This is a genomic window from Streptomyces sp. NPDC031132, assembly GCF_055570595.1.
This window is the reverse complement of sequence record NZ_JBVIGX010000010.1, coordinates 136,911-149,236: the sequence shown is the minus strand read 5'-3', so window position 1 is coordinate 149,236 and position 12,326 is coordinate 136,911. Positions and strand designations below refer to the sequence as shown.

12 protein-coding genes are annotated in these 12,326 nt (G+C 73.8%); 8 read left to right on the top strand and 4 right to left on the bottom strand.

Annotated elements, in window-relative coordinates:
- Positions 1-150 precede the first annotated feature (150 nt).
- Positions 151-942 carry a chaplin gene (locus ACZ49B_RS17675; protein WP_468306488.1) on the top strand — a complete coding sequence of 264 codons (792 nt, stop codon included), beginning with the start codon at positions 151-153 and terminating at the stop codon, positions 940-942.
- Positions 943-982: 40 nt separating this feature from the next.
- Here ACZ49B_RS17675 and ACZ49B_RS17670 read toward each other — a convergent pair whose 3' ends face one another.
- Positions 983-1,171: a DUF5703 family protein gene (locus ACZ49B_RS17670; protein WP_468306485.1), complete on the bottom strand. Its 189-nt coding sequence runs from the start codon at positions 1,169-1,171 to the stop codon at positions 983-985.
- Between the two features lie 47 nt (positions 1,172-1,218).
- Between ACZ49B_RS17670 and ACZ49B_RS17665 the strand changes: the two genes are divergently transcribed.
- Entirely contained in the window at positions 1,219-1,893 is a 675-nt protein-coding gene (locus ACZ49B_RS17665) for a hypothetical protein (protein ID WP_468306483.1), read from the top strand.
- Between the two features lie 67 nt (positions 1,894-1,960).
- Here ACZ49B_RS17665 and ACZ49B_RS17660 read toward each other — a convergent pair whose 3' ends face one another.
- Both ACZ49B_RS17660 and ACZ49B_RS17655 read right to left on the bottom strand, forming a co-directional pair.
- Complete coding sequence (locus ACZ49B_RS17660; protein ID WP_468306481.1) at positions 1,961-4,393, bottom strand: ATP-dependent DNA helicase; 2,433 nt, start codon at positions 4,391-4,393, stop codon at positions 1,961-1,963.
- On the bottom strand, positions 4,390-5,382 hold the full coding sequence (locus ACZ49B_RS17655) for an aldo/keto reductase (protein WP_468306478.1): 993 nt from the start codon (positions 5,380-5,382) through the stop codon (positions 4,390-4,392). The genes ACZ49B_RS17660 and ACZ49B_RS17655 overlap by 4 nt, the downstream gene beginning before the upstream one ends.
- Before the next feature lie 109 nt (positions 5,383-5,491).
- Here ACZ49B_RS17655 and ACZ49B_RS17650 point away from each other — a divergent pair, with 109 nt between their 5' ends.
- Positions 5,492-6,541, top strand: a complete 1,050-nt coding sequence (locus ACZ49B_RS17650) for an LLM class F420-dependent oxidoreductase (RefSeq protein WP_468306475.1) — start codon at positions 5,492-5,494, stop codon at positions 6,539-6,541.
- A 191-nt stretch (positions 6,542-6,732) separates the two neighbouring features.
- A complete protein-coding gene (locus ACZ49B_RS17645; RefSeq protein ID WP_468306473.1) occupies positions 6,733-7,533 on the top strand; it encodes a ferritin-like domain-containing protein in 801 nt (266 codons plus the stop codon).
- 15 nt (positions 7,534-7,548) lie between these two features.
- On the opposite strand, the gene ACZ49B_RS17640 is transcribed toward ACZ49B_RS17645, so the two are convergent.
- Positions 7,549-8,541 (bottom strand): magnesium and cobalt transport protein CorA, encoded by a 993-nt coding sequence (locus ACZ49B_RS17640; protein WP_468306471.1) that lies wholly within the window; start codon positions 8,539-8,541, stop codon positions 7,549-7,551.
- 82 nt (positions 8,542-8,623) lie between these two features.
- On the opposite strand from ACZ49B_RS17640, the gene ACZ49B_RS17635 reads away from it, so the two are divergent.
- The 4 genes from ACZ49B_RS17635 (at position 8,624) to mshC (ending at position 12,267) form a co-directional block, all read left to right on the top strand.
- On the top strand, positions 8,624-9,361 hold the full coding sequence (locus ACZ49B_RS17635; protein ID WP_468306468.1) for a histidine phosphatase family protein: 738 nt from the start codon (positions 8,624-8,626) through the stop codon (positions 9,359-9,361).
- A 145-nt stretch (positions 9,362-9,506) separates the two neighbouring features.
- Complete coding sequence (locus ACZ49B_RS17630; protein ID WP_352214499.1) at positions 9,507-10,097, top strand: DUF3090 domain-containing protein; 591 nt, start codon at positions 9,507-9,509, stop codon at positions 10,095-10,097.
- Complete coding sequence (locus ACZ49B_RS17625) at positions 10,061-10,927, top strand: SCO1664 family protein (RefSeq protein ID WP_468306466.1); 867 nt, start codon at positions 10,061-10,063, stop codon at positions 10,925-10,927. Before ACZ49B_RS17630 ends, ACZ49B_RS17625 begins: the two co-directional genes overlap by 37 nt.
- A gap of 110 nt (positions 10,928-11,037) precedes the next feature.
- Entirely contained in the window at positions 11,038-12,267 is a 1,230-nt protein-coding gene (gene mshC, locus ACZ49B_RS17620; RefSeq protein ID WP_468306463.1) for a cysteine--1-D-myo-inosityl 2-amino-2-deoxy-alpha-D-glucopyranoside ligase, read from the top strand.
- Positions 12,268-12,326: the final 59 nt, after the last annotated feature.

The window sequence follows — 12,326 nt, the reverse complement described above, 5'->3', positions numbered from 1 at the left end:
CGTCGCCCCCCCCACCCCCCCGCCCCCCCCCCCCCCCCCCCTCCCCCCCCCCTCCCCCCCCCCCCCCCCCCCCCCCCCCCCCCCCCCCCCCCCCCCCCCCGCCGGGCTTCAGGGCCCGGCTGTTCGTACACAGCAGGGGGATGACAACACATGCGACGCAAAGTCCTGATCACCATGGCGGCCGCGGGGGGTGTGCTCGCGCTGGGTGGGGGTTACGCACATGCGGACTCCGGCGCGTCCGGCCATGCCGCGAACTCTCCGGGCGTGCTGTCCGGGAACACCGTCCAGGCACCCGTGGATGTTCCGGTGAACGCCTGCGGCAACACCGTCTCGGTCGTGGGGCTGCTGAACCCGGCCTTCGGGAACCGCTGTTCGAACCACTCGGCCACGCCGGACCACCACCCGAGTCACCCGGGCAGTCCCGGCCACCCGGGCGGGCCCGGGCAGCCGGACGAGCCGTGCGACGAGGACGAGCCGAACCACCCGGGCAACCCCGGTACGCCGGGTACGCCCGGCAACCCCGGGACTCCCGGGAACCCGGGTACGCCCGGCCAGCCCGGTCACCCGGGTAACCCCGGCAATCCCGGTCAGCCCGGCAATCCCGGAACTCCTGGCCACCCCGGCCAGCCCGGCAACCCGGGTACGCCCGGCAACCCGGGTACGCCCGGCAACCCGGGTACGCCCGGCCACCCCGGCCAGCCCGGCACTCCGGGTACGCCTGGCACGCCCGGTCAGCCCGGTGGTCCCACCGGCCCCGGCGCGGGCAGTGTCACGCCCGTGACCCATGCCGGTCAGGGGACCGGCACCGGGATCGCGCCCGCTCAGCACGCGGGGCTCGCCGCCACCGGTGCGGGGGACGTCCTCGGCGTGGGCCTGCCGCTCGCCGCCGGCACGCTGCTGGCCGGTGCCCTGCTCTACCGGCGCGCCCGCAACGCGGCCTGACCGGCGCCCTCACGACGCGGGCCCCGCCACGGGGCCCGCGTCACCAGGTCGCGCGGACCTGACGGATGATCCGCCGGCGCAGCCGCACACGACGACTGCCGTCCCGGTACAGGGCCAGCCGGTCGAGTTCCCAGTTCCCGTACTCGGCATGGTCGGTGATCAGGCGGGTCGCCTCGTTGCGGGGCACACCGCGGGGCACGTACACGTCGACAAATTCGTATTCCGGCATCGCATCTATTGTGCGGGCAGAGCCCTGCTACGGATAGCGTCTGCACTATGTCTGATGCCGCTCTGCCCAGTGTTGCCGAGGTACGCGCCGCCGCCGAGGCGGTCAAGGCCGCGCTCGACCGTCACCTCGCCGCGGTCGAGAGCAGGATCGGGGACGAGGACCCGGCCGTCTACGCCGCTTTCAACGAACTCGCCGCCGCTGCGGAGGAGTACGACGAACTCCTCTACGACCGGTACGACGAGGTCACCCCCTTCGAGATCCCCACGCCCGAGGACGGTGTCCCGTACACCGGGCCCGCCGAGCCCGCCGCCTTCAGCGTGCTCATCCGCCGTGACTACGCCGTCGTCGAACCGCCGAGGCTGATCGCCCAAGCCGAGCGGGTCGCCGCGCACGACCGGGAGGCCGAGCTCGCCTTCGACGGTGGCACGGCAGGTGCGCTGGGCGTGCTCTTCGGGGAGTACGAGCCCGACGAGATCGCCTCCCGCTACAAGGAGTTCGGCCTGGAGGAGGGCGACTCCACGCTCTGGATCGCCGCCTCGGAGGAGGTCGCGGAACCGGGGGAGTGGCTGGGCTCGCCCTTCGGGCACACCGACCCCCAGGACGTACTGCACCGGTTCGACGTCAGCTCCGTCTTCGACGAGGAAGCCGACGATTTCGACGACGAGGAGGATGCGGACGATGTGGGCGGCCAGGCGGCGCAGCCCGGCCTGACGCCCGCCTGATCCCGGCCCGCGCCCACGACACCGCGGCCCCCGACCCGGACAGGGCGGGGGCCGCGGTGCGTGCCGGCTACTCCGGCTGGTCCTGCGCCGCGGCGGCGAGGGCGCGCAGGAGGCCGGTCAGCCGGGTCGTACGCGGCTTCGGCAGCACCTCCGCGACCGCGCGCGGCAGCGCCTGGTCGACGCCGTGCACCACGGACAGGTGCTGCTCCGCCCGACCGAACGCCGTGTACACCCAGTCCCGGGAGAGGGCCTGGGCCGCGTCACCGGGCAGGACGACGACCACGGCCGGCCAGCGCGCGCCGACGGCCTGGTGCGCCGTGACCGCCCAGCCGTGCCGCACCTGTGACTCCACCTGTTCCTTCGGTACGACGATCCGCGCGCCCGCGGCGTCCAGGTGCAGCCCCTGCGCGTCGGCCGACACCACCCGGGCCGGCACCGCCCGCCCGGGCGAGGGCACGTGGACGACACGGTCGTCGGGGTCGAAGCCGCCGAACCGGCCGGGGCCGGGGTTCAGCCGCTCCTTCAGGGCCGCGTTCAGCGCCCGGGTGCCCGCCGAGCCGCCGTGGCCCGGGGTGATCACCTGCACGGCGTCCGCCGGGATCCCGAAGGCGCGCGGCACCGACTCGGCCACCAGCTGCACCGCGCGGTGCACGGCCTCCCCGGCGTCGTGCACCGGGACGATGACGACCTCCCGGCCGGGGGCGTCGACCTGGTTCAGCTCCCCGATCCCGACCCCGGAGACCAGCTCGCCGATCGGGCCCGGGTCGGGGGTGCGGGAGACCAGCTGCGGGCAGGCGCGGGCCGCCAGCACATCGCCGAACACCCGCCCGGGCCCGGCGGAACCGAGCACCCCGGGATCCCCCGACAAGACCAGCCGGGCCCCGTCGGGGACGGACTCGACGAGCGCGGCGGCGGTTTCCACGTCCAGCTGCGGGGCGTCGAGGACGACGAGCAGGTCCAGCGCGAACTGCCCGTCCGCGTCCCGCCCGGGCCCCTCCGTCCCGGCGAGCAGCCCGGCCACGGTGACGGCGCCCTGCGCGGGGGTGTGCGCGGCCAGGCAGACGCGCAGGCCCAGGTCGCGGGCGGCCGCCGACAGGGCCTGCGGCTCGGAGCGGGCGGCCTCGCCGCCGGTGTGGGTGACCAGGCCGTGGCCGGAGACCGCGCGGATCAGGTCGGCGCCGGGGCCGGTGGCGGCCTTCTCCCAGTCCGCCGGGTCGCTGAAGGTGTTGGCCAGCCGGGCCAGGCCGTCGGCCAGGCTCTCCTCGGCGAGCGCGTACCCCTCGAGGCCGACGAGGACGCGTACGGGCTGCTCCTCGCCTTCGGCGACGGGCGGGCCGAGCGGTTCGTGGAAGACGAGGACGGTGCCCTCGCCGATGGCCTGCTCCAGGGACGCGGCGGGGTCTGGGACGCCGTACTGGGCGAGCGCGGATTCCAGGGTGGGGGCCTCCAGGGCGGTGTGCCCCTTGAGCGCGGCCTGCTCCAGCAGCCAGCCCACGAGTGCGGCGGCACGCCGCTCGTCGCCGGGACCGGCCTCCGGGCCGAGCAGGGCCCGGGCGAAGCCGTCGGCCTGGGTGGGACGCACGCCGGCCACGGCGAGGAGCCGCCAGGGGTCGTGGGCGAGCTGCTCCGCGGCGTCTTCGCCGAGGGCGGTGGCGGCGGGTGCGGCCAGCGCCTCGGGGGCGCCGCCGCGAGCCAGTACGGAGCGCACGCCCTCGATGCCGGCGGCGGTGGGGGCGGGGGGTGCGGGACGGGGGGCCGGTTGCGCGGCGGGGGCCGCGGGCTTGCGGGGCGCGGTCGGGGCCTCGTCGAAGTACACCGGGGAGGCTTTCTCCCCGCTCTCCACGGCCCGTACGGCGGCCAGCAGGTCGGCGGCCTTCCCGCTGAGCTTGGCTCCGGCGTCGACGGGGCCCTGCCGTTCCGCCTTGCGGCGGGCGATGCGCTCCCGCTCGACCTTCTGCGCGGCCAACTCGGCCTCGGCCTCGCTCAGCACGGGCGCGGCCTCGCCCTTCTCGGCGCCGCCGCCCCCTGACTCCGCTGAGGTGTCCGGACCCGACTGATCCGCGTCGGGCTCGGGCTCGGCCGAGTCGTCCGGACCCGACTGATCCGCATCGGGCTCGGGCTCGGCGGCGGGGGGCTGGTCGGTGTGCGGTTCGGCGGAGGTGGTCCCTGCGGGGCTTTCCCCCACCCCGCCCCTTCCCGAAACCGTGGGCTCCGCCCCCGGACCCCCGACCCCGCTCCCGGCTGCGCCGGAGCCGGCCGTACCCGGACCCCCGACCCCGCTCCCGGCTGCGCCGGAGCCGGCCGTGCCCGGACCCTCGACCTCGCTCCCGGCTTCGCCGGAGTCCGCCGCTTCCACGCCGTCGGCGTTGCTCCCGGCTCCGCCGGAGCCGGCCGGGACGTCGGTGGGCCGGGGTGGAGGCTCCGTCGGGGTGGCCGCCTGGGGACGGGGGCCGGGGGTGGCCGGGTCCTCCGCGGATGCGGCTTGGCGGTCCGTGCTCACAGCGTGCTCCAGTCGTGGTCGGGGTAGCGGTGCACGGGCGCCGACACATCGTCCAGCGCCCGGCAGATCTCCTCGGGAAGGGTAAGGGGCTCCACCGACAACGCCTCGCTGAGCTGCGCGGACGTCCGCGCACCGACGATCGGCGCGACCACCCCCGGCCGGTCCCGGATCCACGCCAGGGCCACCTGGAGCGGGGTCACGGCCAGGCCCTGGGCCGCCGTCGCCACCGCGTCCACGATGCGGCTCGCCGCGTCGTCCAGGTACGGGTCCACGAAGCCCGCCATGGTCGGCGAGGCTCCCCGCGAGTCCGCCGGGGTGCCGTCCCGGTACTTGCCCGTCAGGACGCCGCGGCCCAGCGGGGAGGACGGGAGCAGTCCGACGCCGAGGTCCAGCGCCGCCGGGAGGACCTCGCGCTCCACGCCCCGCTGGAGCAGCGAGTACTCCATCTGCGCCGACGCCAGTCGCGTCCGCAGTCCCGGGGCGGCGAGCTGCCAGGTCGCCGCCTTCGCCAGCTGCCAGCCGCTGAAGCCCGAGACCCCCGCGTACCGGACCCGGCCGCTGCTCACGGCCAGGTCCAGCGCCTGGAGGGTCTCCTCCAGCGGGGTCCCCGGGTCGAAGGCGTGGACCTGCCAGAGGTCCACGTAGTCGGTGCCCAGGCGGGCCAGCGAGGCGTCCAGCGCCGACAGGAGGTGGCCGCGCGAGCCGTTGAACCGGCGGTCCGGATCCCGTACGGAGCCCGACTTGGTGGCGATCACCAGGTCCTGGCGGGGGACCAGCCCGCCCACCAGCTGCCCCAGCAGGTACTCCGCCTCACCGCCCCCGTACACGTCGGCGGTGTCGACGAGCGTGCCGCCCGCCTCCCAGAACGTCTTCAACTGCTCGGCGGCGCCCGACTCGTCCGGTCCCTCCGCGGAACGGCCCCAGGTCAGGGTGCCGAGGCCGATCCGGGACACGCGCAGTCCGGTGCGGCCGAGATGCCTCTGCTCCATGACCGCTGAGACTACTGGGGCGCTGACGCGGGGAGCCCTGGCGCGCTACAGTCCCCCGCAGACCCACGTTACTGATCGGTAAACCGGCAACACCGTAAGGGGACGACACATGCGGCTCGGCATCAATCTCGGCTACTGGGGCGCTGGCATGGACGCCGACAACCTCGCCGTGGCCCAGGAGGCGGACCGCCTCGGCTACGACGTCTGCTGGGCCGCGGAGGCCTACGGCTCCGACGCCCCGACCGTGCTCGCCTGGGTCGCCGCCCAGACCGAGCGCATCGACGTCGGCTCCGCGATCCTGCAGATCCCGGCCCGCCAGCCCGCGATGACCGCCATGACGGCCGCCACCCTCGACTCCCTCACCAAGGGCCGCTTCCGGCTCGGCCTCGGCGTCTCCGGCCCCCAGGTCTCCGAGGGCTGGTACGGCGTCAAGTTCGACAAGCCGCTCGCCCGCACCCGGGAGTACGTGGAGATCGTCCGCAAGGCGATGACCCGCGAGCGCCTCAGCTACGAGGGCGAGCACTGGACCCTCCCGCTGCCCGGCGGCCCCGGCAAGCCGATCAAGCTCACCGTGCACCCGGAGCGCGAGCACATCCCGCTCTACATCGCCGCCATCGGGCCGAAGAACCTGGAGCAGACCGGCGAGATCGCCGACGGCGCCCTGCTCATCTTCCCGGCCGCCGAGCACCTGGAGGCCACCGCGCTCACCCACATCCGGGCGGGCCGCGAGAAGGCCGGGCTGACCATGGAGGGCTTCGACGTCTGCCCGACCGTGCCGCTGGCCGTCGGCGACGACGTGACCGCCCTCGCCGACATGTTCCGCCCGTACACCGCCCTGTACGTCGGCGGCATGGGCAGCCGCAAGCAGAACTTCTACAACCAGCTCGCCCAGCGCATGGGCTATGAGAAGGAAGCCGCCGAGATCCAGGACAAGTACCTGGCGGGCGACAAGACGGGCGCCGCCGAGGCCGTCCCGCACTCGCTGATCGACTCCACCACCCTGCTCGGCTCCGTCGAGCGGATCGCGGACGGGATGCGCGCCTACGCCGAGGCCGGGGTCACCACCCTCACCCTCGCCCCGGCCGGGTTCACCCTGGACGAGCGGATCACCGCCCTGCGGGCGGGTACGGAGGCCATGGAGCGCGCCGGCCTGGCGTAGTAGGGGACCAGGAGAACGCCTGCGGCCGTGGTGGGGGCTCGGGGGTCTTCCCCGCCACGGCCGACACACGCAACAACGCGGGCGGCACCCTCCGGGTTACGCCCGCGCCTCCACGCCTTCGCATCGTTCATTCGGCCGATCAGCGCGACCTCTCGGTTGCCCGGCCCCCGGATCGGCCGTTGACTCGATGCATGCTCTCTGCGCGCAGCCTGTTCCAGGAGATCGTCGACAACGACGACTCGTTCCAGCTGTTCTGCTCCATCGCAGCCAGCGGGGAGTCCCAGGGCGGCTGGGAGAACGCCCGGATCGCGGCCCTGGTGCCCGACAGCATGCGCGAGCTGGCGCCCAAGATCACCCGGCACGGCGCCGACGAGGACAAGCACGGCCGGATCTTCCAGGCTCTGCTCCGCAAGCGCGGCCTGCCGCCCGTCCCCGTGCCGCCCGAGACCGACTACACGATGCTGCTGGAGCGGCGCGGCATCGGCCTCGCGCACGAGAAGCTCCGCAGGGCAGAGCCGCTGACCGAGCGGGACATCGTCGTCTACCTCTCGCACAGCCGGGTCACCGAACAGCGCGCCGCCGACCAGATGATCATGCTCGTCCGGCAGTTCGGGGGCCACCCCGAGGTCGGCAGGGCCATCCGCATGATCAGCAACGACGAGGACAACCACCTCGCCTACTGCCACGAGGAGCTGCTCCGCCTCGTGCACGAGGGGTACGGCCGGACCATCCAGCAGGTGCTGCGCGAGAGCGCCCTCGTCGAGATCTCCGTCCACCGGGACGTGAGCCTCGCCGTGATGGGGCACATGGGCCGGCTGCTGCGCTGGCCCGCGCCCAAGGCGGCCGCGCTGGCCGCCGGGATCCGCGGCATGTACGCGTACGAGCGGTTCGCCGGCTGGCACCGGATGATCAGCCTGAACCTGCCGGAGCGGCGCAATGCGCTGGGCGGCGTACCGGTCGGCGCACCCGAGTTCGTCCAGGGGGTGTCGTAACGGCCGTCGGGGCGGCTACAGCCAGCCGCGGGACTTGAACATGCGGTGCAGGCCCAGACAGACGCCCACCATCACCAGCACCACTGCCGGATAGCCCCAGGACTGCCGCAGCTCCCACATGTGGTCGAAGTTCATCCCGTAGATCCCCGCCACCATCGTCGGGACGGCCGCCATCGCCGCCCAGGCCGAGATCTTGCGCATGTCGTCGTTCTGCCGGACGCCCATCTGCGCCAGGTGCGCGGACAGCGCGTCCGACAGCAGCCGGTCCAGACCCTCGATGTACTCGCTCGCCTTCGTCAGGTGGTCGGCGACGTCGCGGAAGAACGGCTGCGCGTGCTCGTGCACGAAGGGCACGTTCCCGAAGGCGAGGCGGTCCATCGGCTGGAGCAGCGGGCTCGTCGCCCGGCGGAACTCCAGCACCTGCCGCTTGAACCCGTAGATCCGGGCGGCGGTGTTCTTCGTGTCCGTGGCGGTCGGCGCGAAGACATCGGCCTCCACCTCCTCCAGGTCGGCCTGGAGCTCGGCCGCGACCTCGATGTAGTGGTCGACCACCGCGTCGGACACCGCGTACAGGACCGCCGTCGGACCGTGCCGCAGGACCTCGGGCTCCTGCTCCAGCCGGTGGCGCACGGCGGCCAGCGCGGCCCCCTCGCCGTGCCGGACCGTGACCACGAAGGAGTCGCCGATGAACAGCATCAGCTCGCCCGCGGTCACCGTGTCGGCGGCGTCGTCGTACGTCACCGGCTTGAGGACGACGAACAGCGAGTCGTCGTACACCTCGAGCTTGGGGCGCTGGTGCGCGGTCAGCGCGTCCTCCACCGCCAGCTTGTGGAGCCGGAACTCGTGGCTGACGTGCTCGAATTCCTCCTCCGTCGGCTCGTACATCCCGATCCAGAGGAAGGCGTCGCCGCTCGCCCGCGCCTCGTCGAGGGCGTCCGAGAGGTCCTCGGGCGCAGGGGAGCGGCGGCCGTCCCGGTACATGGCGCAGTCGACAATCACGAGGGGCATTCTCCCCTGCCCGCGCCCGACCCGCACCCGACGGGCACCCGCGCCCCTCTGTTCCCGGCCGGCAGCGCCTAGGCTTTGCGTCATGGCCACGCTGATCCTCGTACGACACGGGCGGTCCACCGCCAACACCGCAGGGCTGCTCGCCGGATGGACCCCGGGGGTGGCCCTCGACGAGCGCGGCGCCGAGCAGGCGGCGGCGCTGCCCGGGCGGCTCGCCGCGGTGCCGCTCGCCGCGGCCGTCAGCAGCCCGCTCCAGCGCTGCCGCGAGACCCTCGCCCCGCTGCTCGCCGCACGCCCGGAGCTGGCGCTGCACACCGACGACCGGATCGGCGAATGCCACTACGGCGACTGGTCGAACCGCAAACTCTCGGAGCTGGGCGACGAACCGCTGATGAAGATCGTCCAACAGCACCCCTCGGCCGCCACCTTCCCGGGCGGGGAGTCCATGCGCGCCATGCAGGCGCGCGCCGTGGACGCCGTGCAGGAGTGGAACGCGCGGATCGAGGAGGAGCACGGGAGCGACGCCGTCTTCCTCATGTGCTCGCACGGCGACATCATCAAGTCCCTTGTCGCGGACGCCCTGGGCATGCACCTGGACCTCTTCCAGCGCATCCACGTCGACCCCTGCTCGGTCACGGCCGTCCGCTACACGCCGACACGCCCGTTCCTGCTCCGGCTCGGCGACACCGGGGACTTCGGCTCGCTCGCCCCGCGCCCGGCCCGTGCACCGGACGCGGCCGCGGCGGAAACGGAGACCTTCGAAAGCGCGACCGAAGACGGCGGGAACGCCGTCGTGGGGGGCGGCGCGGGCGCGGCGTGATCGAACGGCGCAGTAGGGTGGACTGGCCCAAATAAACGAGCACGGCGGGGCGAGCACGGCTCCGCGAGCACAGCCAGAAGCAAAGCCACAAGAGCAGCCACACGCGTGCAGCCCTCCCCCTGCCGCCGAGACTTGGAGACTGGACGTGCCCCGTCAGGTGTTCCTCTACGATCCGCCGGACCGCTTCGTGGCCGGCACGGTCGGCCTTCCGGGACGCCGTACGTTCTTCCTGCAGGCATCGTCCGGCCCCCGCGTCACCAGCGTCTCCCTGGAGAAGACCCAGGTCGCTGCGCTGGCCGAGCGGATGGACGAGCTGCTGGACGAGGTCGTACGGCGCACCGGCGGCAATGCCCCGGTCCCGGCCGTCGCCCCCGCCGAGGCCACCGACACCGCGCCGCTGGACGTCCCGGTCGACGAGGAGTTCCGCGTCGGCACCATGGCCCTGGCCTGGGACGGCGAGGAACAGCGCATGATCGTCGAGGCGCAGGCTCTGGTGGAACTCGAGGCCGACTCGGAGGAGGATCTCGCCGAGGCGGAGGAGCGGCTGCTCCAGGACGAGGAGAACGGCCCGCCGATGCTGCGGGTCCGCCTCACCGGCGCCCAGGCCCGGGCCTTCGCCAAGCGGGCCCTGGACGTGGTCAACGCCGGCCGGCCGCCGTGCCCGCTGTGCAGTCTGCCCCTGGATCCCGAGGGACACGTGTGCCCGCGCCAGAACGGCTACCGGCGCCAGGCGTGAGCGCCACGGGGGAACTTGAGGAGCTGCTCGCCAAGGGCGAGCTGGCCGTCGTCGGCCGGATCCGCGAGGCGTCCAACGCCGTGCTCCTGTGCAAGGTGACGTACGGCGACGCCGGCGCCGACTGCGTGTACAAGCCGGTCAAGGGGGAGCGCCCGCTGTGGGACTTCCCGGACGGGAGCCTGGCGCAGCGGGAGGTCGCCGCCTATCTCGTCTCCGAGGCCACCGGATGGGGCCTGGTGCCGCCGACCGTGCTGCGCGACGGGCCGTACGGCGAGGGCATGGTCCAGCAGTGGATCGAGTCCGCTCCCGCCGAGGACGGGCCGCAAGACGCCGAGGAGGCGGACGAGAGCGGCCTGCTGGCCCTCGTGGAGGGCGAGGAGGCGGGGGAGGGCTGGAAGCCGGTCGCCCTCGCCGACGTCGGGGAGGGCCGCACCGCGCTGCTCGTCCACGCCGACGACCCGCGGCTGCGCCGGCTCGCCGTCCTCGACGCCGTGATCAACAACGGCGACCGGAAGGGCGGCCACCTGCTGATCGCGCCCGACGGGCAGCTCTACGGCATCGACCACGGGGTGACCTTCCACCGCGAGGACAAGCTGCGGACCCTGCTGTGGGGCTGGGCGGGCGAACCGCTGACCGACGAGGCGCGCGAGGTGCTGGCCTCCCTGGCCGCCGGGCTGGCCGACGGGGAGCCGCTCGCCACCCGGCTGGCCGAACTGATCACACCGCTCGAGCTGGCCGCCGTACGGGCCCGGGTGGCCGATCTGCTGCGCACCGGGGTACATCCGCAGCCGTCCGGCCAGTGGCCCGCGATCCCCTGGCCGCCGGTCTGAACCGTACGGACCGGGCACGCATAGAACCGGCCAGATCGCAAGAGTGCTGATCAAGCCAACAGTGCAGGTCCGGTTCGTTTTCGGAACAGGCGTCCGGTTAGGCTCGAGACATGCATGCCTGGCCCGCTTCTGAGGTCCCCGCCCTGCCTGGCAAGGGCCGCGACCTCCAGATCCACGACACCGCGACCCAGGGGACGATCACCCTCGCCCCCGGTCCCGTCGCCCGTATCTACGTCTGCGGCATCACTCCGTACGACGCGACCCACATCGGTCACGCGGCGACCTACAACGCGTTCGACCTCGTACAACGCGTGTGGCTCGACACCAAGCGGCAGGTTCACTACGTCCAGAACGTGACGGACGTGGACGATCCGCTGCTGGAGCGGGCGCTGCGCGACAACCTGGACTGGACCGAGCTCGCGGAACGCGAGACGGCCCTGTTCCGCGAGGACATGACCGCCCTGCGGATGCTGCCCCCGCAGCAGTACATCGGCGCCGTCGAGGCCATACCGGGCATCGTGCCGCTGGTGGAGCGGCTGCGGGACGCCGGCGCGGCGTACGAGCTGGACGGCGACGTCTACTTCTCGGTCGAGTCCGACGCGAACTTCGGCAAGGTCTCCAACCTGGACGCCGAGGCGATGCGGCTGCTGTCCGCGGAGCGCGGCGGCGACCCGGAGCGCCCGGGGAAGAAGAACCCGCTGGACCCGATGCTGTGGATGGCGGCGCGTCCGGGCGAGCCGAGCTGGGACGGCGCCTCCCTGGGCCCCGGCCGGCCCGGCTGGCACATCGAGTGCGTCGCCATCGCCCTGGACCACCTGGGCATGGGCTTCGACATCCAGGGCGGCGGCTCCGACCTGGCGTTCCCGCACCACGAGATGGGCGCCTCGCACGCGCAGGTGCTGACGGGCGAGTTCCCGATGGCCAAGGCGTACGTGCACGCGGGCATGGTCGCGCTGCACGGCGAGAAGATGTCGAAGTCGAAGGGCAACCTGGTCTTCGTCTCCGCGCTGCGGCGCGCCGGGGTGGACCCGGCGGCGATCCGCCTCGCCCTGCTCTCGCACCACTACCGGGCCGACTGGGAGTGGACGGACGAGGTCCTCGAGCAGGCGGTGGCCCGCCTGGAGCGCTGGCGCGCGGCCGTGTCCCGGCCGGACGGCCTGCCGGCGGACGCCCTCGTCGAGGAGGTCCGCGAGGCGCTGTCGAACGACCTGGACGCGCCGGCTGCGCTGGCGGCCGTGGACCGCTGGGTGGACGCCCAGAACGCCTCCGACGGGGACGACGAGTCCGCGCCGGGCCTGGTCTCGCGCACGGTCGACGCCCTCCTGGGCGTGGCCCTGTAACCCGCCGCGGCCGAAGCTGCCGGTGCCCCCTGTCCTTCCGGACAGGGGGCACCGCTGCG